Annotated in this window: 19 protein-coding genes; 4 read left to right on the top strand and 15 right to left on the bottom strand. The window is 41.0% G+C overall.

Features of this window, described 5'->3' with window-relative positions; all coding sequences use genetic code 11:
• Positions 1–5: 5 nt before the first annotated feature.
• Both oppB and O1D97_RS13955 read right to left on the bottom strand, forming a co-directional pair.
• A complete protein-coding gene (oppB, locus tag O1D97_RS13960; protein WP_269126496.1) occupies positions 6–926 on the bottom strand; it encodes an oligopeptide ABC transporter permease OppB in 921 nt (306 codons plus the stop codon).
• 116 nt (positions 927–1,042) lie between these two features.
• Positions 1,043–2,653, bottom strand: coding sequence for a peptide ABC transporter substrate-binding protein (locus tag O1D97_RS13955; RefSeq protein WP_269126494.1), 1,611 nt, complete (start codon positions 2,651–2,653; stop codon positions 1,043–1,045).
• Between the two features lie 321 nt (positions 2,654–2,974).
• On the opposite strand from O1D97_RS13955, the gene cysZ reads away from it, so the two are divergent.
• Positions 2,975–3,745 (top strand): sulfate transporter CysZ, encoded by a 771-nt coding sequence (gene cysZ / locus O1D97_RS13950; protein WP_269126492.1) that lies wholly within the window; start codon positions 2,975–2,977, stop codon positions 3,743–3,745.
• 2 nt (positions 3,746–3,747) lie between these two features.
• Positions 3,748–4,608 carry a response regulator gene (locus O1D97_RS13945; RefSeq protein ID WP_269126490.1) on the top strand — a complete coding sequence of 287 codons (861 nt, stop codon included), beginning with the start codon at positions 3,748–3,750 and terminating at the stop codon, positions 4,606–4,608.
• Between the two features lie 51 nt (positions 4,609–4,659).
• Here O1D97_RS13945 and phoR read toward each other — a convergent pair whose 3' ends face one another.
• The 9 genes from phoR to O1D97_RS13900 form a co-directional block, all read right to left on the bottom strand.
• Entirely contained in the window at positions 4,660–5,967 is a 1,308-nt protein-coding gene (gene phoR, locus O1D97_RS13940; RefSeq protein ID WP_269126489.1) for a phosphate regulon sensor histidine kinase PhoR, read from the bottom strand.
• A 3-nt stretch (positions 5,968–5,970) separates the two neighbouring features.
• Entirely contained in the window at positions 5,971–6,669 is a 699-nt protein-coding gene (gene phoB / locus O1D97_RS13935) for a phosphate regulon transcriptional regulator PhoB (protein WP_269126487.1), read from the bottom strand.
• A 143-nt stretch (positions 6,670–6,812) separates the two neighbouring features.
• Entirely contained in the window at positions 6,813–7,607 is a 795-nt protein-coding gene (ubiA, locus tag O1D97_RS13930) for a 4-hydroxybenzoate octaprenyltransferase (protein WP_330221489.1), read from the bottom strand.
• Entirely contained in the window at positions 7,604–8,164 is a 561-nt protein-coding gene (locus O1D97_RS13925; RefSeq protein ID WP_269126485.1) for a chorismate--pyruvate lyase family protein, read from the bottom strand. The genes ubiA and O1D97_RS13925 overlap by 4 nt, the downstream gene beginning before the upstream one ends.
• 49 nt (positions 8,165–8,213) lie before the next feature.
• A complete protein-coding gene (locus O1D97_RS13920) occupies positions 8,214–9,470 on the bottom strand; it encodes an HDOD domain-containing protein (RefSeq protein WP_269126483.1) in 1,257 nt (418 codons plus the stop codon).
• A gap of 108 nt (positions 9,471–9,578) precedes the next feature.
• Positions 9,579–10,358, bottom strand: coding sequence for an amino acid ABC transporter ATP-binding protein (locus tag O1D97_RS13915; RefSeq protein ID WP_330221488.1), 780 nt, complete (start codon positions 10,356–10,358; stop codon positions 9,579–9,581).
• A gap of 24 nt (positions 10,359–10,382) precedes the next feature.
• The gene (locus O1D97_RS13910) at positions 10,383–11,483 is read right to left on the bottom strand and encodes an amino acid ABC transporter permease (protein WP_269126481.1); all 1,101 of its coding nucleotides are present in this window, start codon (positions 11,481–11,483) and stop codon (positions 10,383–10,385) included.
• Between the two features lie 9 nt (positions 11,484–11,492).
• The gene (locus tag O1D97_RS13905) at positions 11,493–12,668 is read right to left on the bottom strand and encodes an amino acid ABC transporter permease (RefSeq protein ID WP_269126480.1); all 1,176 of its coding nucleotides are present in this window, start codon (positions 12,666–12,668) and stop codon (positions 11,493–11,495) included.
• Between the two features lie 101 nt (positions 12,669–12,769).
• The gene (locus tag O1D97_RS13900; protein ID WP_269126478.1) at positions 12,770–13,792 is read right to left on the bottom strand and encodes an amino acid ABC transporter substrate-binding protein; all 1,023 of its coding nucleotides are present in this window, start codon (positions 13,790–13,792) and stop codon (positions 12,770–12,772) included.
• Positions 13,793–14,353: 561 nt separating this feature from the next.
• On the opposite strand from O1D97_RS13900, the gene lrp reads away from it, so the two are divergent.
• On the top strand, positions 14,354–14,830 hold the full coding sequence (lrp, locus tag O1D97_RS13895; protein WP_269126476.1) for a leucine-responsive transcriptional regulator Lrp: 477 nt from the start codon (positions 14,354–14,356) through the stop codon (positions 14,828–14,830).
• 10 nt (positions 14,831–14,840) lie between these two features.
• Here the strand turns inward: lrp and recG are convergent, their stop codons facing one another.
• Together recG and O1D97_RS13885 are read right to left on the bottom strand one after the other, a co-directional pair.
• Positions 14,841–16,919 carry an ATP-dependent DNA helicase RecG gene (gene recG, locus O1D97_RS13890; protein ID WP_269126474.1) on the bottom strand — a complete coding sequence of 693 codons (2,079 nt, stop codon included), beginning with the start codon at positions 16,917–16,919 and terminating at the stop codon, positions 14,841–14,843.
• Positions 16,920–16,960: 41 nt separating this feature from the next.
• Positions 16,961–17,866, bottom strand: coding sequence for a hydrogen peroxide-inducible genes activator (locus O1D97_RS13885; RefSeq protein ID WP_269126472.1), 906 nt, complete (start codon positions 17,864–17,866; stop codon positions 16,961–16,963).
• A 96-nt stretch (positions 17,867–17,962) separates the two neighbouring features.
• Here O1D97_RS13885 and O1D97_RS13880 point away from each other — a divergent pair, with 96 nt between their 5' ends.
• A complete protein-coding gene (locus tag O1D97_RS13880) occupies positions 17,963–18,823 on the top strand; it encodes an NAD-dependent epimerase/dehydratase family protein (protein WP_269126470.1) in 861 nt (286 codons plus the stop codon).
• Positions 18,824–18,876: 53 nt separating this feature from the next.
• Here the strand turns inward: O1D97_RS13880 and O1D97_RS13875 are convergent, their stop codons facing one another.
• Both O1D97_RS13875 and O1D97_RS13870 read right to left on the bottom strand, forming a co-directional pair.
• Positions 18,877–19,263 (bottom strand): RidA family protein, encoded by a 387-nt coding sequence (locus tag O1D97_RS13875; RefSeq protein WP_269126468.1) that lies wholly within the window; start codon positions 19,261–19,263, stop codon positions 18,877–18,879.
• Positions 19,264–19,308: 45 nt separating this feature from the next.
• Positions 19,309–21,423, bottom strand: a complete 2,115-nt coding sequence (locus O1D97_RS13870) for a RelA/SpoT family protein (protein ID WP_269126466.1) — start codon at positions 21,421–21,423, stop codon at positions 19,309–19,311.
• Positions 21,424–21,472: the final 49 nt, after the last annotated feature.

Below are 21,472 nucleotides of genomic sequence, written 5' to 3'. Positions count from 1 at the left end.
GGCCTTTAGTAGCGGATTTTAGGGTCAATGACGGCGTACAAAATATCGACGACCGCATTAAATAGGATGGTTAATGTGCCGATAAGAATGGTGACACCCATTACCATTGAATAATCACGGTTCAAGGCCCCATTAATAAAGTGTTGCCCAATACCACCTGTACCAAAGTACACATCAACAATAACCGAACCGGTAACAATACCCACAAAAGCAGGGCCCAAATAGGATACAACTGGCAGCATAGCGGGTCTCATCGCATGTTCGATAATGATTCGATATTTTGGCAATCCCTTCGCTCTTGCTGTACGGATAAAATTGGAATGCATGGTTTCTATCATACTGCCGCGAGTTATCCGGGCAATTTGAGCAATATAGCTGGTGGACATGGCGATAACCGGCATGACTAAATAGGGCCAAGCTCCACCATTCCAGCCGCCTGCAGGAAGCCATTGCAAATAAATAGAGAAAAATAAAATACACAATGGCGCTAATACAAAATTAGGTAACACGATACCAAGGTTAGCAAAGGACATTACGGCGTAGTCTAGCCAGGAATTTTGTCTTAAGGCGGCGAACACACCGCAGCTGACCCCGATTACTATGGCAACGAAAAATGACCATAAACCAATTTCAGCGGAAACGGGAAAGCTTTGTGCGACCAACTCATTAATAGAGAAGTCTTTGTAGCGAAACGAAGGGCCTAAATCACCTTGTAATAAGCCACCAAGATAATAAAAGTATTGCGATAAAATAGGCTCATCTAAATGATACTTTGCGTTGATGTTGGCTAGCACTTCAGGTGGTAAGCTACGCTCTGAAGAAAAAGGACTTCCTGGAGCGGAATGCATTAAAAAGAAAGAAATGGTTATTAAAACCAAGAGCGTTGGAATGGCTTCCAGGGTGCGTTTAAATATAAATGTGAACATAAAATCATTACCTGATTAGGCGTTAATCGCTGGATATGGCGTACGCTAATACTAGGAAAAATAGGTTAGGAGTAAGCCCAGCACTGTGTACTGGGCTAATGGAGATCGGTTACACCTTAGTGAGCGATAATGTACATATCACGGGTATAAATTGAATCTTCAGGATTCGGTTGGTATCCACCTACATAAGATTTCACTAAACGTTTGATCGTATACTGATAAATTGGCGCGACAGCCATGTCTTGGTTGATCGCAATTTCTTCTGCTTTATTATAATTTACAGAAGGGTTTTGCATGGTTTTCGCTTCCGACAACAATTTGTCGTATTCAGTGTTGCTGTATTTACCGTCATTGTTACCATGGGTACTGGTTAACAAATCCAACATAGTTGAGGCTTCATTGTAGTCACCGATCCAACCGGCACGAGCAACGTCAAAATTTTGCGCTTTTTTGGTTTCTAAATAGGTTTTCCACTCTTGGTTTTCTAGGGTTACTTTTACGCCCAAGGTTTTCTTCCACATGGATGCAACAGCAATCGCAATTTTCTTGTGGTTTTCATTGGTGTTGTACAAAAGATTAAATTCAAGCGGGCTGTCTTTTGTAAAACCGGCATCTTCTAATAATGCGCGTGCTTTTTCATTACGTTCTTTTTGTGTCCAAGTGGCAAATTCTGGCGTGGCGGGATCGAAGCCGTTGACCACTTCTGGAGTGAATGTATAGGCTGGTAGTTCACCAGTACCGGTTACGAATTTTGTGATGATATCTCGGTCAATGGCATAAGATAAGGCTTTACGAACTCGTGGGTCATCGTAAGGCGCTTTAGTTGTATTAAATTGATAGTAGTAGGTACCTAGTTGTGGCGTGATGATAACTTCATCAGGAATATCACGTTTAAGTTGCTTGAAATGGTCATTTGGTAGCTCGTAACTGACATCCATTTCACCTGCTTGGAAGCGCGTTAGCTCAACGGTTGGTGATTCAATGGGTAAGAAGGTGACCTTATCAATGACGGTTTTATCGTTATTCCAATAGTGATCATTACGGCTGAATACCATTTTCTCATTGACTACCCACTCGTCCATTTTGTAGGCACCATTGGATACGATGTTATCTGGCTTGATCCAATCGGAACCAAACTTCTCAATCACTTTTTTAGGCGCTGGGAACATGGTTTGGTGGGCTGTCATTTTTACAAAGTAAGGAACGGGGCGCTCTAGCGTGACTTCAAATGTATAGTCGTCTAATGCTTTAACTCCGAGTTCGGATGGGGCTGTTTTGCCTGCAATGATACTAGATGCGTTGACAATAGAAGGAATTTCAATAAACCAAGCATAAGGGGAGGCGGTTGCAGGGTCGACGGCACGAGTGAAACTGTAAACAAAATCGTGTGCCGTTACTGGGTCACCGTTAGACCATTTTGCATTATTACGAAGTTTGAAAGTATATACTGTGTTATCTGCATTTACCGTATAGCTTTCGGCAACACCAGGAATTAAATCGCCATTGCCATTGAGATTATAAAGGCCTTCAAATAATTCACGTGTTCTGTGTGACCCAGGAGTACCTTCAACTTTTTGTGGATCAAGTGTAGCTGGTTCAGCCCCACCGCCACGAACAAGCTCTTGTTTGTCCGCTAGTTTTACTCCGGCTGGTACATCGGCGGCTTGCACTTGCATTGCGCCCAGTGATGCTGTGATTAATGCTGTGGCTAAAAGTGTTTTGTTCATGATGTTATCGATTCCTTCTGTCGTTTATTTTGACTGTTTTTATAATCGTTAGGAAAACCGTATTACCAATGGCTTTAAATCCTACATTTTCGATAGTCAGTTAAATAAACGAGAGACACAATCGAAATTCTGTATGGGCTGATAGAGTTTATGGAAGATAAAAATAGAAAGACAAACAAAATAGTTTTTATTATTTTTTGATTTTATTAGCAAAGGCGTTGATTTTACTAAAATAAGTAGGGTTCTATAGGGGGGCGAAAACTGGTTGTTATTCGTTAGTCGTGATACTGTTAGCGGGATAATTTATAAGCGGTATTTAATGTGATTTTACATCCTTTTAAAGCAGTGGGCTCCTTTTTAAAAGCACTTCCTTTGCTATTTTCTTCAGATTTACGATTGTTTGTATTGGCTCCATTATTGGCTAACTTTGCCTTAATGGCCATTCTGTATATGTTTGCATTTGGTTTCTTGACGGGAATGACCGACAGTATGATGTCTTGGCTTCCCGGTTGGCTCAGTTTCTTAGATTGGTTATTTTATGCTTTATTTGGTCTAGTCAGTGCGTTATTGATGTTCTATGGTTTTTCTGTTGGTGTGAATATTTTAGCGGCACCTTTTATGGGGATTTTAGCAGAAAAAGTAGAGGAAAAATTGACTGGAAACGTTATCCAAGAACAAATTTCTTTGGCTTTTATTTTGTCAATTGTTGGGCACAGTATCCTTAGAGAATTACAAAAGTTAGCGTATTTTCTACCGCGTGTTATCCTGTTGTTCATCATTTCGTTTATTCCTGTGGTCAATGTTATTGCGCCTATTTTATGGTTATTATTTTCAGCATGGATGTTGTCGATTCAATATTTAGATTATTCATTTGATAATAATAAGCGTAACTTTCGAGACATGCGTGCGAGTTTGAGGCGTAAGCCCATTTTGTGCTGGTCATTTGGCTTTATTGTTATGGTGTTATTAACCATACCTTTAGTAAATCTATTTGTTATGCCATTAGCGGTTGTAGCGGCTACTTGTATCTGGATAGATGCATTTAAACCAGATACCGATGTAACAGGCAATTCAGCAATGGGAGCAAGATAATAATGGCTATTAAAATTCTAGTGGTCGATGATGCCACTTTCACAAGGGATTTGATTCGCCGAACATTACGCAAACAGTTTCCTTCTGCTCAGCTTGAAGAGGCTATTAACGGTCGTAAAGCCCAGCAAATGTTAACTAAAATGACTTTTGACATGGTGCTTTGTGATTGGGAAATGCCCGAAATGACCGGGGTTGAACTATTACAGTGGTGTCGTGAACAGGATAATTACCAAAAAACAGACTTGCCTTTTATTATGATCACGAGTCGAGGTGACAAAGATCATATTGTTGAAGCGGTAAAATCTGGAGTTACGGACTATTTAGGAAAACCTTTTTCCAGCGAGCAATTAATTAACAAGGTTATGTCAGCGGCCAAAAAGCATGATTTAGTTGCTGAATTAACGTCCCAGCCAAGCCGGAACCCTGCGGCCACAGATGCATTGGCCGCAATGGCGGGTAAATCAAAGAAGGGCATGACTAGCCACACCGCTGGTTCTCTAGACGTTTTACTTGGTTCACAAGGAAAACCTGCCCCTAAGGCAAAGCCTGCTAACGTGAAGGACGTAAAAATACCAACAATGGTACGCTTTGAAGAAAAGCAGTTTCGTTGTATGGTCATTCAGTTTGCTAAAAAAGAGGCGACCTTACTCATTAAGAGCGATGACATCATTCCTTCAGTATTAGGTCAGTCGGTTCTGGACTTAGAGTATTTGGGCTCTGTGAATAGATTAAATTATTATGTGCAAAGTGTCGCGACCACAGAAAAAAAGCATGATTCTACCTTCTTAACCGTCACACTTGGCTTGATAGATCAGGATGAAGTAAAAGAAAAATTCATCGACGCTTTATTTCAAAGCCTTTAGCTTGGTATCGAATGGCATTTCTGGTGAATAAGGTCAGGTACTAAATTGCTCTTATTCACTTTTATTAAGTAATGGTTGTTGTATTCGACTTGCTGCAAAGAGGCAGGAGAATGTGCTTCCTTGTCCTGGTTGGCTGGTTATTAAGAGTTTTGCATCGTGGTGTAAAAGCACATGTTTGACTATGGCTAATCCTAATCCCGTGCCTCCAGTACTTGACCCACGGCCTTTATCTACTCTGAAAAAACGTTCAGTTAAACGGGGTATATATCTCGCTTCTATACCTAAACCATTATCTGTTACGGAAAAAATCCCTTCTTGCAAATTATTCTCCCATTTTATGGTGATGTTACCGCCTTCTGGTGAATATTTGATCGCATTTACGACTAAGTTAGAGAAAGCACTGTACAACTCTTGATAAGAGCCATAAAGCTTTGATTCTGAGCTGATAATAACCTGAATGGAATGTTGGTCACCAATTACCTGTATAGAATCGACAATACCATGTATTAACTCACTGAGGTCATGCCATTGGTCCACGTCTCTTTTATCGTTACTTTCTAGCCGAGATAGAAGCAGTAGATCTTCTATTAGCTGCTCCATTCTATTTGACTGGTTGGTCATGTTCACCACACCTTTTTGCATGCTTTTAGGTAGTGAGTCCTTAAACATGTCTAGCGTTTCTAAATACCCTTTAATAACGGTAAGAGGCGTTTTAAGTTCATGGGAAGCATTAGCAACGAAATCTTTACGCATTTGTTCGAGTAAGTGTAAGCGGGTGACGTCTCGAACAAAAATAAGGTGGTCGTTTTGATCATATAATGTGGTTTGAATTTCTAGGTAAACCCCTTCTTGAGCGGGGGATTTGATTACTAAAGGATCAGCAAAACGCTTTTGAGTAAAATAGCGGAAGAATTCAGGGTTACGGACAATGTTGGTGACGGGCTGTCCTCTATCTACAGGCTTCATTAGTCCTAAAAACTGCCCAGCGGAGGCGTTCCACCACTCAAGGTTTCCCAAATTGTCCGCCATAATGACCCCTTCTTTAAGGGCCGAGGTCGAGTTCTCTATGCGTGAGAGTGCGCGTCGCATGCGTTTTTTAGATTTTCGCTGTTTCTTTTGTAGACGATGAACAGCGTCAAACACATCGCCCCAAATTCCTGACGCTTCCGGAGGGGCGGCTTTGCCTGAGCGGCGAACCCAACTGTGGAACTGATATAACTGGTATAAATTTGAGCATAAGCAAAAAAGTACGAAAAGGAACAGGCCGAGAAATAATTGACCAATTAATAGTCCAATGACAAAGCTGCCTATTAGTCCAAGAGCACCGCGAATAAACGCTTGTTGCCAAATAGTCTTCATAGTTTATTGCACAGTTCTTTTACTGGAGAATCGATAACCCGTACCGCGCACGGTCTGAATTAAATAATCATGTGTCTCTCCGATTGCTTTGCGCAAACGTCGAATATGCACGTCAACAGTTCGTTCTTCAACATAGACATTTCCTCCCCACACTTGATCGAGTAATTGCGCCCGAGAATAGGCTCTTTCTTGGTGAGTAATCATAAACTTCAATAGGCGGTATTCTGTTGGCCCCATTTCAAGTGGTGTCGAACCTATGGTGACACGTTGGCTAATAGGGTCTAATAGTAAGCCATCCACTTCAATTGGTTCATCCACTCCTTGAGGGTTTGCCCGGCGCAAAACTGCTTTTAAGCGTGCTACCAGCTCTCTTGGAGAAAATGGTTTCGTTATATAGTCATCAGCTCCAACTTCTAGCCCCTGAATTTTATTATCTTCTTCGCTTTTGGCGGTGAGCATTATGACTGGTATTTCAGCTGTTAAAGCGTCACGTTTTAGGCGGCGAGTGAGCTCTATTCCACTGCCTCCTGGCATCATCCAATCGCATAAAATAAGGTCAGGTCTATGATCAATAATAATTTCGTAAGCTTGTTGGCTACTTTCTGCTTCAAAGTAGTTGTATCCTGCCATTTCTAATGCAACAGCAATCATTTCTCGAATTGATGATTCATCATCAATAATCAGTACAGTTTTTTCAGTCACAGAATCTACCCCCAAATCATAATGCTTCTATTAAAGCCTGCAAATGTGACAGTTAGATGAAAGTGTCACATTTCTGTCTTATGTTTATAAAAGATAGTTCAAAAAAAGGCCTAGGAACACACAGTAGCCAACACGGTTATTATCTAAAAAGATTTGAAGCAAGCTTGGCGTTCTCTATTTTTGGCTTGCTTAAACTGCAAATAGAATAAAGCGGCCGCCACAATAAGACTAATAAAATAGGGCCAGTGGAAAGATTCAAGAATCCCAACCCACATTAATAATGAAAGGGCGAACCCTTGTAATAACGTAATGATAAACAAATCGTATTGCGCGAATAAAATCGCCGTTGATTTAATTCCCACTTTCAAATCATCATCTCGATCCACAATAGCATAGTAGGTATCGTAAGCAATTGTCCAAAAAGCATTAGCCACAAATATCATCCATAAAATAGGGTCACTTAGCGATCCTCCTTGAGCGCTATAGGCCATCGGAATCGCCCACGAAAATGCTAGCCCCAGAAAGAGTTGAGGAAGGTGAGTATAGCGCTTCATAAACGGATACAGTGCCGCTAATCCAAGTCCAATAAAAGACAATAGAACGGTTTGAGTATCCGTCATTAATACTAATGCAAAGCTGCATAGACAAAGTAGGGAAAAAAGGGTTAATGCTTCTTTTTCTGAGACGACTCCTGATGGAATCGGTCGGTTTTTTGTTCTTTCAACACTGCCATCAACATGTCTATCAGCATAATCATTAATAACGCAGCCAGCTGAGCGCATAAAACACACGCCCAGAATAAAAATAATAACGATTTTCCAATCAGGGCTGCCGCTACTTGCTATCCATAATGCCCATAAAGTGGGCCACAGTAGCAACAATGAGCCAATGGGTTTATGAAAACGGGTCAGGTGTAAGTAAGCTTGGAATTTTGTCATGGGAGCAAATGTGTCGCTGGTAATGTTTTGATGGCAGGTAAAAAGGCCTCACAAACTAGCACGCCTTTATTATATTGTTTGAAAACCGAGCGACGAGCCCAAACAATTTCATTTATATTGTGAAAGCAATTAACGGGAAGAAGGGCTATTTCAATGGGGCTGCGGAGGAGGTTTTTATTTTTGAAAAGATAACCTCCTAATGGCTGGTTTTTAAGCTGGCTAAGGTGGCGCCAATGACCAACCAGTGCTCTTGCTGGCACTATAGAGCGCGCGTAGATTACCGCCGTGCCATTCACCTTCAAAATCACTTCTCGAACTCTGGCCGCTTCACGGGGACGTAACCCTAAGGAGATTTGTTCTCTGTGGGTAGGCTGCCCCCACGTATCTTTAATAACATCAATGGATAAGCTCCCCATGCTCTTTAAGCGCGCCGTTAAAGAACCTGGCTCTGCAAGCCAGTACCTTAAATGTTTAGGAATACCTCCCATACGTGCCTGTGACAAAGGTTGCCAATGATAGTCAAATTGTTGGGTCGCACTGAAATTTAGCACAAACATTCTCTTTATTTTAAATAGTCATAGATGTCCAAACCAATGAATAAACCTATTACTTCAGTAGATTTACCATAGTTTGTAACTTACTGGAGGACGATTGTACTTCCTGGTAAACGGAAAGGCACTCCTCTTCTGATAAACCAATAATGTTAAATAGGTCTTTATCTATAGTTTGTTCATGGCATAAGCAATGACAACAGCGCAATAGACTGATGATAGTGTTTAATTCGCCGTCTTTTTTTATCTGTGGCGATTTTGCATAACGAATGGAGTTACAAATATTTTCTGGTAGTCCCCAATGTCGTAGTAACCATGAACCTAGTTGTTCTTTAGTGAATCGCAATAAATGCATTTCTATTAATTCTGTTGGAACATGAGCATTTGCTTCTAAATGGCGAGACAATACAGAAAAATGTGTTGGCATAACGTGACCAATAACGAGATAGCCAAAATTGTGCAGTAGACCCGCTAAATAAGCATGGCCAATTCTAGGTCGTTTCTTGGCAGGCATACGTTTTACTAATGACTCCATTAAACTAGAACGAAATACAGCGTTATACCAAAAATTTTGATAATGTCGAGGTCCATTTTTGGGTAAATCTAAGACATTTTTCATAGAAAGTCCTAGAGCTAAATTCATGACCATATCAAATCCTAATACTCGGATTATCGCGTCTTCTACGGATTCAATATCACCAGGTGCTCCATAGTAAGGCGAGGAGGCCCAACTTACGACTTGAGCGGCAAGGCTGGGATCGAGACTAATAACATCACATAACTCATCGGTGTCTACATTTTTTCGACTGCAGAGAGTAATGATTTTTTTAGCTGATACAGGTAGAGGAGGTAACTCTAATGTTTCTTCTAGTCTCTGCTTTAAGCGAATGGATTGAAAGCGCCCTAAAGCCTCGCTAAGGTACTCTTCATCAGAAGCGTGATGGCTATGTATTGGTGGAATAGTATGAGGTGGAATTGTAAAACTATCATATGAATAGGGTTGTGTTACAAACAGACCTTCAAATTCTTCTGTAGATAACTCGATAAAATCAGATTGCGAGTCATAAAGAATGGATACTTTTTCTTTAGATAGAATATTCCGATCAATTAGTGTGGGTATTTTTATTGAACGAGTAAAAGGATCCCCTTTTTCATTAAAAAGAGAGGTAGGCTCTAAGCGACGCTTTGTTATTCTCGCTATGGCAGAAAGGTCAAGTACATCTGTATCTGCAAAGATAACCTGTAGCTTCCCTGTACTGTCCCCTAAGTGCACTATTCTAACTGCGATAGTATCAGAGACCAATGTTTGCATATAAATTCTAATCTATGTAAAAAATCAAAAACCAATTTAGCAAAAATACACAAATAAAAAAGCCCCAATGAAGGGGCTTTTTTACAAAACTTGTTATTAAGTGTGGATTTAGTGGTTCAAAATCTGACTTAAGAAGTTTTGTGTACGGTCATGCTGAGGATTATTGAAGAATTCATGTGGCTCATTAGCTTCCACAATTTCACCTGCATCCATGAAGACAACTCTATCGGCTACGGTTTTAGCAAAGCCCATTTCGTGAGTTACACAAATCATGGTCATTCCTTCTTCCGCTAATTGAACCATGACATCCAGTACTTCTTTGATCATTTCAGGGTCAAGTGCGGAAGTTGGTTCATCAAATAACATGATGCGAGGCTTCATACAAAGACCACGAGCAATCGCAACACGTTGCTGCTGACCACCAGATAATTGACCTGGAAATTTAGCGGCTTGATTGGCAATCTTAACGCGTTCTAGATAATGCATCGCAATTTCTTCAGCTTCTTTTTTAGGTGTCTTACGAACCCAAATAGGTGCCAAAGTTAAGTTTTCCAAAATGGTAAGGTGTGGAAAAAGGTTAAAGTGTTGAAACACCATACCTACATCCTTACGAATGGCTTCAATGTTTTTCAAGTTATCATTCATGGTAATACCATCAACAATAATCTCGCCTTTTTGATGCTCTTCTAGACGGTTAATACAACGAGTCATGGTTGATTTACCGGAACCAGAAGGACCACAAACAACGATGCGCTCACCTGATTTTACACTGAAATTGATGTTTTTTAAGACGTGAAAATCACCGTACCATTTATTAACATCGTTAAACTCGATAATTGTTTTTTCGCCCTGCTCTAATTGAGCCAGTGCCATATTGTGTTCTGTCATTTTTATAGGCCTCAAATAAATTGTCTAATTCCGTTTGTGTCCGGTTTCTAATTTGCGTTCTATCGCCATAGAATATCGGGACATACCAAAACAGAAAGCCCAATAAACGAAACCAGCAAAGGCATAACCTTCAACTGTTGTACCAAGCCAATTGGCATCGTGGTTTGCTAATTGGATAATACCCAAGAAGTCAAACATACCTACGATATAGACCAGAGTAGTATCCTTAAACAAACCAATGAAGGTGTTTACGATACCTGGAATGACCAATTTCAAAGCTTGAGGTAAAATTACCAGAATCATTGACTGCCAATAGGTTAATCCCATTGCGTCTGCGGCTTCATATTGACCTTTTGGTATCGCTTGTAAACCACCACGAATTACTTCGGCCATGTAAGCTGCAGAGAACAGAGTGATACCAATTAATATGCGCAGTAGTTTATTAAAGTTCAAGCCTTCAGGTAAGAACAAAGGAATCATTACTGATGCCATAAACATGATGGTAATTAATGGAACCGCACGAATTGTCTCGATGAAAACAACACAAACAGATTTAGCAATTGGCATATCTGAGCGTCGACCCAAAGCGAGTAATACGCCCAATGGGAACGAAGCTACAATACCAATAATACCCAGTAGCATGGTTAAGAACAGGCCACCCCAAAGAGAGGTTTCTACGTGTTCAAGGCCAAAAATACCGCCAGAGAACAAAGTAAATGCAACAATTGGGTAAACAAGAACGATAGAAAGTGACACTATCATTTTGTTTAAGCTTTTAACAAAGAATAACCCGGTATTGATTATTAGGAGTACCAATGCAAGGTTTACACGCCAGTATTCTTCAGGTGGATAGAGACCATACATGAATTGGTCAAATCTTACCTTAATGAAGGTCCAGCATGCGCCTCCCCCTGTACACGCTGACTTGGTATCACCAGAGATGGTGGCATCAATGATGCCCCATTGGATCATAGGTGGTAATAACAAATACAAAATGTACGCACTAAACAAGGTTAAGAAAACGTTTAGTGGAGAGGATAATAAATTTTGTTTTATCCAAGCTACGGCACCAACTGAATTAACTGGAGGTGGCAAGCTTGGTGAAGGTTTAAATATAATCGCCATATTCGCCTCTTATCGTTCAGTTAATGACATTTTCTTGTTGTACCAGTTCATAAATAGAGAAATAGATAGACTCAAAGAACCGTACACCAACATACATAAACCAATCGTTTCAATTGCTTGACCTGTTTGGTTCAATGTTGTCCCCATGACGACAGCTACTAGCTCTGGATACGCAATTGCGGCACCTAAAGAAGAGTTTTTCGCTAAATTTAGATACTGACTGGTTAACGGTGGAATAATCACTCGCAATGCTTGCGGAAGTACGATTAAACGTTGAGTTAAGCTGTCTGCTAAACCTAGAGAACGCGCCGCTTCTGTTTGTCCCCAGTTTACTGACAGAATTCCTGCTCGCACAATTTCAGCGATGAAAGAACCCGTGTAAGTGGAAAGAGCAATCAATACAGCAACAAACTCTGGAGGTAACACCATACCACCAGTCACGTTAAAGCGACTTTTTTGTGGTAAATCGAACTCAATTGGCGATCCTGCAATCCAGTAAGCAAGTAAGGTTACAACAATAATGATACCTAGAGAGCCCCAATAGGCAGGAAACCATAGCCCGGTTCTTGTTTGGCGTTTTTTAGCCCACACGATCAGAGAGATCGATGCGATTATAGCAATAATAAAACCAGCGATAACCATACCAAAACCATCTTGAAAAATTGGGTTTGGAGAGTATATGCCACGTTTATTCAGCATGAAGTCGCCAAATAAGATACTGTTTTTTGGTGATGGTAATGTCGCTAATACAGCGAAATACCAGAAGAACATTTGCAGTAGTAAGGGGATGTTTCGTAGGGTTTCTATATACACAGTGGCTAATCTAGCAACTAACCAGTTACGAGATAATCTCGCTAAGCCCATTATGATGCCGATAATAGTAGCGAAGAAAATACCAATAAAAGAAATTACGAAGGTATTTATTAAGGCTACAACAAAGGCACGTCCATAGGTATCGGCTTCTGTGTATTCAATTAAGTGAATTAGAACTGGGAATCCAGCAGGTTGGTTAAAGAAAGTAAAACCTGTAGATATTCCTCGGTTCGCCAAGTTAGCTTGAAGATTGCTGAATAGGTAATAACCTACAAAAACAACCAAGGCTAAAAGTGCTATTTGAAAAATGAGGGCTCGGTTGCCGGCATCATTCAGAAAGCTATTGTTACTAGTCGAAGTTTTATCGCTCATCTCGTTTCAGGCAAAAAGAATTGCTCGTCAGATGGAAAGGAGGGAGATGCACAGCTACTGATTGTAGCTGTGCGGTACCGTGGTTAACTTATATCTTGATATTAACGAACTGGTGGCGCATACAATACACCGCCTTCAGTCCATAGATTGTTTACGCCACGTGGTAGGCCAACTGGCGTGTTAGGACCAACGTTACGTTCAAAGCTTTCACCGTAGTTACCAACTTGAGCAATTACGTCGTAAGCCCAGCTTGCAGTAAGACCTAGCTGCTCGCCCATATTACCTTCAGCACCTAGAAGACGACGGATGCCTGGATCTTTTGTTTCAGATTTGATTTTTGCAACATTTGCAGATGAAATGCCCATTTCTTCAGCGTTAATTTGAACGAAGATCGCCCAAGTTACGATATCTTTCCATTGGTTGTCGCCGTGACGAACAACAGGGCCTAAAGGCTCTTTAGAAATAGTTTCTGGAAGAATCATGTGAGCATTTGGATCAGAAAGTTTTGAACGGTGAGCCGCAAGACCTGATTTATCCGTAGTGAATACATCACAACGACCAGATGCATAAGCCGCTAATGCTTCATCCGCTTTCTGTACAATTACAGGCACATAAGACAAACCGTTTTTACGGAAGAAATCCGCCATGTTTAATTCAGTTGTTGTACCTTGCTCAGTACATACTGTTGCACCGTCAAGATCCTTAGCTGATTCAACACCTAGATCTTTACGAGCCATGAAACCCTGGCCATCATAAAAGTTTACTGTTGTGAAATCTAAACCCAAGGACGAATCACGAGTGTAGGTCCAAGTAGTGTTACGAGATAGAACGTCAATTTCACCTGATTGTAGAGCGGTAAAACGTTCTTTTGCAGAAAGAGGAGTGAATTTAACTTTCGTTGCGTCACCAAAAACAGCGGCAGCAGCGGCACGGCATGAATCAACATCAATACCTGTCCAGTTACCTTTATCGTCTGCGTTGGAGAAACCTGGAACGCCCTGACTTACACCACATTGAATAAAACCTTTAGCTTTAACATCGTCTAGCGTACCTGCAGTTGCTCCTGCACTAACAGTAACGGCAATTGCGGCGGTAGAAAGTAACTTACTTACATTCGATTTCATTTTTTGAGCCTCCCAGGGCATTCTTCCATTGTTAACATTTACGTTATTCTATATTTCGTTTAGATTTATAAAGCAAAGCATGTGCCAACATTTTGTTATTCTTTTTGTTGTATTTATACAGCGGATTATTCTGTGAATGTCTCCACTTGCTATATAGAATGACTGTTCAGGTGCTGTAGTCAAGAGAAAAATACGTTTTTAGGTCAGCATTTGTGTTATTTAAAGTAACTAGAGACTAAAAAACGATCAATTCATTTATAAATATAATCATTTAAAAAATATTCTTTAAAGAAAACTATACCTAAACTTGTAAAAAAATAGTGTACAGTAGGCTCTTATAGTTTAAAAAAAATTGTGATTTTATAGATCAAAAGTGTATTTAACTGCAATTTCTTTAGCGCATTCCTCATAAGGGTTGTTCTATTTTGGTGCAAAAACATCAAATGGAGCGATATTCATTCTAATTATTTGCATTGATTCATTTTAGGCTTTCCATTTCCTATTCTCGCAATATACTTAGAGCCAGTTTAACCTTATTTGCTATAAGGAGATCCATGAACGATGGATAACTCATCAAAGCCGCTTGATCGGCTTGATAAAAAAATTCTTCGAGAGTTACAAATTAATGGGCGACTTTCTAATGTTGAATTAGCCAGTCGAGTTGGTTTGAGTGCGACACCGTGTTTAGAACGTGTTCGAAGATTAGAACGTAACGGTTACATTACGGGTTATTGTGCCCTAGTGAACCCTAGAAAAGTGGAAGCAGGGTTGCTTGTTTTTGTTGAAATTCGACTAAAAACAACGTCTCCCGAAGGCTTTCATGAATTCAAAGATGCGGTCACTAAAATACCGGAGGTATTAGAGTGCCATCTAATAGCGGGTGATTTTGAATACCTATTAAAAGCACGTGTTTCTGATGTAGATGCTTATCGACAGTTATTAGGAGAGACGTTACTTACCCTACCACATGTAAGAGAATCAAGAACGTATGTTGCTATGGAGGAGGTTAAAAATACTACGGTAGTGAATATTCGATAAACCTTTCTCTTCAAACATTTAAATAATCTTGTTGTACGGGTAACCAACGAGACAATAAAGGCTCAATATGTTCGTGATGCGATTGATGTATCAGTAGAGCGGCACTTTGTACTTGCTCTAACATGGCTTTGTCTCGTTGTAGGTCTGCTACTTTAAACTCCATTAACCCGGTTTGCCTTGATCCTAATAATTCTCCAGGCCCTCGTATTTCTAAATCTTTTTCGGCAATTTTAAATCCATCCGATGTTTCTCTTATTATTCCTAAACGTACTTTGCCATGCTGGCTTAAAGGTGTCTTATATAATAAGACACAATGGCTGGCGGCTTGACCTCGACCAACCCGCCCTCTCAGCTGATGTAGCTGCGCAAGACCTAACCGTTCAGGGTTTTCAATAACCATCAAACTGGCGTTTGGCACGTCGACACCGACTTCAATAACGGTAGTTGCCACTAGAAGCTGGATGTTCCCTTGTTTGAATTGCCCCATTATTTCTGCTTTTTCTTGAGGCTTCAGGCGCCCATGAATTAACCCTATGCTTAGCTCGCTTAATGCTTCAGAGAGTCTAATGGCGGTATCCTCAGCCGCCTGACATTGCAGAGCTTCCGACTCTTCAACCAGCGTACACACCCAATAGGCTTGCTTGCCATCGTTGCAGGCCACTTTTACTCTTTCCATGACTTCATGGCGGCGCTGATCAGAAACCGCTATGGTCGTTACCGGTGTTCTTCCAGGTGGCAATTCATCAATGATGGAGCAGTCTAAGTCAGCATAAGCAGACATAGCTAAGGTTCTAGGGATGGGGGTGGCTGTCATTATTAGCTGATGGGGCTGCAGTTTCCCATCGATACCTTTTGCTCGTAATGCCATTCGTTGATGCACCCCAAATCGATGTTGTTCATCAATAATAGCGAGAGACAAATTCTTAAAGTGAACACTGTCCTGAAAAAGTGCATGAGTGCCAACAACAATTAATGCTGAGCCATTAGCGATACTTTCTAATTGTGATGCCCGTGCGTTGCCTTTTAATTTGCCAACTAACCAAGCAACCTCAACCCCTAAAGGTTCAAACCATTGTTTGAAATTATTGAAATGCTGCTCGGCTAAAATTTCAGTAGGGGCCATGATGGCCACTTGACGTTTTTTTTCAATAAAGGTGGCGGCAGACATCGCTGCCACAAGTGTTTTTCCTGATCCAACATCCCCTTGTACCAGTCGAAGCATTGGGTGTCCAGAAGATAAATCTAGCATGATCTCTTGAAAAACACGCTGTTGAGCTTTCGTCGGCTGAAAAGGTAATGATGCGATGAGTTTTTCTAGAAAGGCGCCTTCTTCTTCAATGATGGGTGCACGCTCGAGTTTGGCTTTCTGCTTTTTACTGATCAAACTTAATTGATGGGCAAGCAGCTCTTCAAATGATAGGCGAAACTGTGCAGGATGCTTCCCTGATGCAAGTAATTCCGTGTCGGCTTCGGCTGGCGGCTTATGTAAATAATGAATGGAGTCTACTAAGGGAGGCAATTGAAACTGATGACGAATGGATTCAGGTAACCATTCTATTACATTGTATGGCGTGACTCGCTCTAATGCTTGCTCGCAGAAAGATCGCATTTTAATTTGAGTTAACCCTTCCGTTAACGGATAGGTTGGTGTTAATTGAGCACTTTCTGTGGTTGTCGTGAATTCATCGGCTAAGGAGTATTCTGGATGAAACATTTCATAACCAAAGCTACCGCGTTTAACTTCGCCAAAACAGCGTATGGATTTTCCAGACTCAAGTTGTTTTTTTTGTCCTGCCGTAAAATGAAAAAAACGTAAAATAAGGGTGCCAGAATGATCTTTAACTCGGCATAAGAGGCTTCTTCTTTTCCCCATTACCACTTCACAGCCAATAACGTCTCCTTCTATAACCACTTCATCCCCTAGGCGAAGTCGCCCGATAGGCACCACTTTGGTTCTATCCTGGTAACGTATAGGCAAATGAAAAATAAGGTCCTGCAGACTATAAATGTTTAGCTTTGCGAGTTTCTCCGCAACGGCACTACCAACCCCTTTCAGTTCAGTAACGGGTATGGTTTCTAAGCCTGACATAGGACCTCCCTATTTCAATATGGTTATCAATTTGACTGGCATTATAAAGACAGCTTTTGACAAGCGTACTTGATCGATTGACTCAGTGCTTCAATGGCCTTTGGTCTAGGAAAGCTCACCCGCCAAGCTAATGCAACGGTTCTCCTTGGGACTGGCGCCGTGAAAGGACGAACTTCCAGTAACGTGTTATCAATATGTGTTACAGCTGACTTTGGTAATACCGTAACGCCTAAACCTGATGCAACCATGTAGCGTATCGTTTCTAAGGAGCTGCCATTAACGATGGTACGAGCATTACCGTACTCATCTTCGTTTAAAATTGGACACGCTTCCATAACTTGGTCGCTAAAACAGTGTCCTTTCCCTAAGACTAATAAGTTGTCTGTACTTAATTGATCTGTATGGATAGCCTCTAGCTTTGTCCAAGGGTGATCTTTTGGCATTAAGACCACAAACTCTTCTTCGTAAATAGATTGAGTAACGACATCAGGTTCTTTAAAAGGGAGTGCGACAATAATGGCATCAAGTTCGCCGTTACGAAGCTTTGGTCTCAGGTTTTCGGTTAAGTTTTCCTCTATCATTAATGGCATTCCTTCTGTCAAGGAGTGCAAGGAAGGGATAAGGTGAGGAAAAAGGTAGGGTGCAATAGTGTAAATCGCTCCGACTTTTAACGGGCTGGTCAGTTGATTTTTACCTGAAGCCGCCAATTCTTTGATCACATTTGCTTGCTCTAAAACTCTTTTCGCCTGTTGGATAATTTGACTGCCAAGAGGTGTAATATAAACCGAGTTTTTGCTTCTTTCAAAAATAGCAGCGCCCAGTTCCTCCTCTAACTTTTTTACAGCAACACTTAATGTTGGTTGAGAAACGTTGCAATTGTTTGCGGCACGACCAAAGTGCTGTTCATCCGCAAGCATGACTATGTATTTCAATTCCGTTAATGTCATGGTGATTGTGCCCTTTATTAGTTCATTACTAATAACTATGATAATACATATTTTGATAAAGTATACTCTAAAAAAAGGAGTAAACTAGGAGGTTTCATGGCAAGAATACTAATCGCTGGTTGTGGTGATATTGGCTCACGACTTGCGTCCAATTTTATTAAAATGGGGCACTCTGTTACAGGAATTCGCTATCAGGGCAGAGAATTTCCCGCAGGCGTGCTTGGTATTACGGGGGATCTAGTCTCCATGGATGTAGCACTTTTACCAGATACCGATATGGTGTTTTTAATTATGACGCCAAAAGGTAGGACGACGGAGGGCTATCGAGACGCTTACCTGAAGACTGCACAACGTTTACTTGACCGTTATAGGAATAAGAACAAATCTAACCTTAAAGTTTTTTTTGTTTCTAGTACCAGTGTCTATGGACAGAATGCTGGCGAGTCACTAGATGAGACAATCCTAGCGTTGCCGAGTCGTGCTACGGCCCAGATCTTGCTGAATGCTGAGTCGCTATTATCAGAACAATTTTCAACAACCAGTATTCGTTTTTCCGGTATCTATGGACCTGGGCGCTTGAGATTGATCGAATCGGTAGCGAATAGGGAATGTTGGGCCGTCAATCAATGGACCAATCGAATACACAGAGACGATTGCGTTCATATTCTGGCTTTCTTAGCGAATAAACATTTGAGCGGGGTGGCGTTGGACGCTATTTATATTGGCACCGATCATAATCCGGTCAGTCAATGGGAAGTGAAACTGTGGTTGGCTAATCAGTTAAAAGTAGAGCCTAATTTGCCAACAGAGCTTGGTGTAGCGGCATTTTTACCTGTATCAGGTAAACAGTTATCTAACCTCAGAATAGTGGATTTGGGGTATCAATTTATGTATCCGAATTATATGGCGGGTTATAGAGGGCTATTAGAAGAATATCAAAATCGAATTTCACACTAAAGTTAGCGGATAGTACTTAGCTTTAGTGTGAAATTGCAAAGCCGTCAGAAGAATTAGTCTTCTAAGACCATTACCCCTTCAATTTCAACAGCAACGTCTTTTGGTAAAGCTCGTACACCAAGAGCCGCTCGTGCAGGGTAAGGTTCTTGGAAGAATTCCATCATGACTTCATTTACGGTAGTAAAATTACCCAAATCAGTCATGTAGATATTCAGTTTTACGATGTCTTTTAAAGAGCCGCCAGCGGCTTCACAAACAGCCTGTAGGTTAGTAAATACCTGAGTCGTTTGCTCTTTTACATCATCGCTGATGATTTCCATTGTTTCTGGAACAAGAGGGATTTGACCTGAAAGGTACACAGTATTGCCTGCGCGAACCGCTTGTGAATACGGTCCAATGGCTTTTGGTGCTTTGTCAGTGAAAATAACTTCTTTAGACATCTTAAAACTCCCTAATATAACGGTTGATTATTAATTCAATAACCATCATTTCGCAATAATGGTTTCTCGGATAACTTTATCGACACAACGAACAGATTTAATACGACGCATCACATCCGCTAATCCTATGCGACTGGAAACAGTAATGTTTAATCGTAAACGGCTAATTCGACCTCGCTCTATGATGACGATATTAGAGACTTGATAGTCCGTGTCTCCTATGGAGCTTGCGATCTTAGAAACCGCACCTCTTTCATTATGGAAGCTAACTATCAGGCTAATGTTTAGATCTTCCTCTATCTCTTTACCCCAGGACATACGAATATAGCGTTCAGGGTTTTCGAGATGATCTTGGATATTAGGACAGTTCAGGTGATGGATGACTATGCCCTTGTCAACCTGCACATAGCCTGCAATTGGATCTCCAGGGATAGGGGAGCAGCATTTCGCGTAAGAAACCAGCATACCCTCAGACCCATTCAGTTTGAACGATGTCGGAGTGATTAACTCCTCTTCGTTAAAATTAGGAAATAATTGTCGAGCCACTAGGTAACCAACATGGCGCCCTTTACCAATAGACTCTAATAACTCATCGAGTGAAGACAGTTGATAAAACTCTAGAACTTGATTGATTTGTTCATCAACTAAATCATCGATATTGGTTTTAAAGGCGTTTAATGAACGAGTTAATAAACGACGGCCAACGGCAATGGCATTTTCTGTCTGTTTATCTTTAAGGTAGTGACGTATGTTTGTGCGTGCTTTACCCGTAATGGCAAAGCTTAGCCAGGCCACATTTGGTTGGGCATTTTTAGCGGTAATGATCTCTACCGTTTGGCCACTTTCTAACTGAGTACTTAATGGTGCAAGTCGTCGGTTAATACGGCAGGATATGCAGTTATTTCCTATTTCAGTATGGACACCGTAAGCAAAGTCAACAGGGGTCGCGCCCGTAGGCAACTCAACAATTTCCCCTTTTGGAGTAAAGACATAGACTTCTCCGGGGAATAAATCATTTTTAACATTATCAACAAAATCAACGGCATTACCTGCTTTTTGTTGAATTTCTATCAAACCTTGTGCCCATTTCATGGCTCTATCATGGCTAAATGAAACATTTGCCTGAGGATTGCTTGCTTTATATGCCCAATGGGCGGCAATACCATTGCTGGCGACCATTTCCATTTCTGTGGTCCGAATTTGCACTTCCATAGGCAATCCATTCGCCACCACCGTTGTATGCAAAGATTGGTAACCATTTGACTTTGGTACGGCAATATAGTCTTTAAAGCGACCTTCGACAGGTTTAAACAGAGAATGTACTATCCCTAAAATTCGATAACAGTTGTCCGATTTATCAGTAACAATTCTGACACCGAGGACATCCATAATTTCGCCCAGTGAACGACGTTTTTTCTGCATTTTTTGATAAATGCTGTAGATATGCTTTTCTCTGACACTAATACTAGCTTCGATATAATCTGCCGCTAGCTCCCCGTGAATATACTGCTCTAATGTTTCTTTGTCTTGAGCTCGTTGACCATAGCGTTTGTGGATGGCTCTTTGTAGCATACGAGAACGCATTGGGTAATAAGCATCAAAAGCGAGACTTTCTAAGTCAACTCGAAAATTATACATGCCTAAGCGGTTAGCTATGGGGGCGTAAATATCGAGCGTTTCTTTCGCTATACGACGTTTTTTGTGTGCTGGCATAGAATCTAGAGTACGCATATTGTGTAATCTATCCGCCAGTTTCACAAGGATCACTCGAATATCTTCCGCCATGGCCATGGCCATTTTCTGAAAGTTATGGGCTTGTTTTTCGACTTGATTATTGAATTCTAAATGGGTTAATTTGCTAACGCCATCTACTAGGCTCGCAACACTTTCTCCAAATTGTTCGGTAAGCGCCTCGCGACTGATGCCTGTATCTTCTATTACATCGTGTAGCAGTGCGGCGGTAAGTCCATCGCAATCCATACGTAGATCGGCAAGAATTTGAGCGACAGCTAAAGGATGAATGACATAAGGTTCGCCACTTTTTCGGCGTTGACCATCATGTGCTTGCTCAGCGTAGTAATACGCACGCTTTATGGTGGAAACTTGTTCGTAGGGGAGGTATTGACTTAGTGTGACCGCTAGGTCTTCAATGCGATACATCGCTCACTCCATTAATTAATTCAAACAGTATTTTGAAATGAGCGACCAT

This window comes from Marinomonas phaeophyticola (assembly GCF_026966905.1).
Classification (GTDB): Bacteria; Pseudomonadota; Gammaproteobacteria; order Pseudomonadales; family Marinomonadaceae; genus Marinomonas; species Marinomonas phaeophyticola.
This window is presented reverse-complemented; position numbering and strand designations above follow the sequence as displayed.

Excerpts from the sequence above, each read along its gene's own strand:
- O1D97_RS13870 (WP_269126466.1), bottom strand. The coding sequence starts at position 21,423 with ATGTATCGCATTGAAGACCTAGCGGTCACACTAAGTCAATACCTCCCC.
- O1D97_RS13915 (WP_330221488.1), bottom strand. The coding sequence starts at position 10,358 with ATGACAGAACACAATATGGCACTGGCTCAATTAGAGCAGGGCGAAAAA.
- O1D97_RS13885 (WP_269126472.1), bottom strand. The coding sequence starts at position 17,866 with ATGACATTAACGGAATTGAAATACATAGTCATGCTTGCGGATGAACAG.
- phoR (WP_269126489.1), bottom strand. The coding sequence starts at position 5,967 with ATGAAGACTATTTGGCAACAAGCGTTTATTCGCGGTGCTCTTGGACTA.
- O1D97_RS13920 (WP_269126483.1), bottom strand. The coding sequence starts at position 9,470 with ATGCAAACATTGGTCTCTGATACTATCGCAGTTAGAATAGTGCACTTA.
- O1D97_RS13925 (WP_269126485.1), bottom strand. The coding sequence starts at position 8,164 with ATGTTTGTGCTAAATTTCAGTGCGACCCAACAATTTGACTATCATTGG.
- O1D97_RS13875 (WP_269126468.1), bottom strand. The coding sequence starts at position 19,263 with ATGTCTAAAGAAGTTATTTTCACTGACAAAGCACCAAAAGCCATTGGA.
- O1D97_RS13955 (WP_269126494.1), bottom strand. The coding sequence starts at position 2,653 with ATGAACAAAACACTTTTAGCCACAGCATTAATCACAGCATCACTGGGC.
- O1D97_RS13905 (WP_269126480.1), bottom strand. The coding sequence starts at position 12,668 with ATGAGCGATAAAACTTCGACTAGTAACAATAGCTTTCTGAATGATGCC.
- oppB (WP_269126496.1), bottom strand. The coding sequence starts at position 926 with ATGTTCACATTTATATTTAAACGCACCCTGGAAGCCATTCCAACGCTC.
- O1D97_RS13900 (WP_269126478.1), bottom strand. The coding sequence starts at position 13,792 with ATGAAATCGAATGTAAGTAAGTTACTTTCTACCGCCGCAATTGCCGTT.
- O1D97_RS13880 (WP_269126470.1), top strand. The coding sequence starts at position 17,963 with ATGGCAAGAATACTAATCGCTGGTTGTGGTGATATTGGCTCACGACTT.
- recG (WP_269126474.1), bottom strand. The coding sequence starts at position 16,919 with ATGTCAGGCTTAGAAACCATACCCGTTACTGAACTGAAAGGGGTTGGT.
- ubiA (WP_330221489.1), bottom strand. The coding sequence starts at position 7,607 with ATGACAAAATTCCAAGCTTACTTACACCTGACCCGTTTTCATAAACCC.
- O1D97_RS13910 (WP_269126481.1), bottom strand. The coding sequence starts at position 11,483 with ATGGCGATTATATTTAAACCTTCACCAAGCTTGCCACCTCCAGTTAAT.
- lrp (WP_269126476.1), top strand. The coding sequence starts at position 14,354 with ATGGATAACTCATCAAAGCCGCTTGATCGGCTTGATAAAAAAATTCTT.
- O1D97_RS13945 (WP_269126490.1), top strand. The coding sequence starts at position 3,748 with ATGGCTATTAAAATTCTAGTGGTCGATGATGCCACTTTCACAAGGGAT.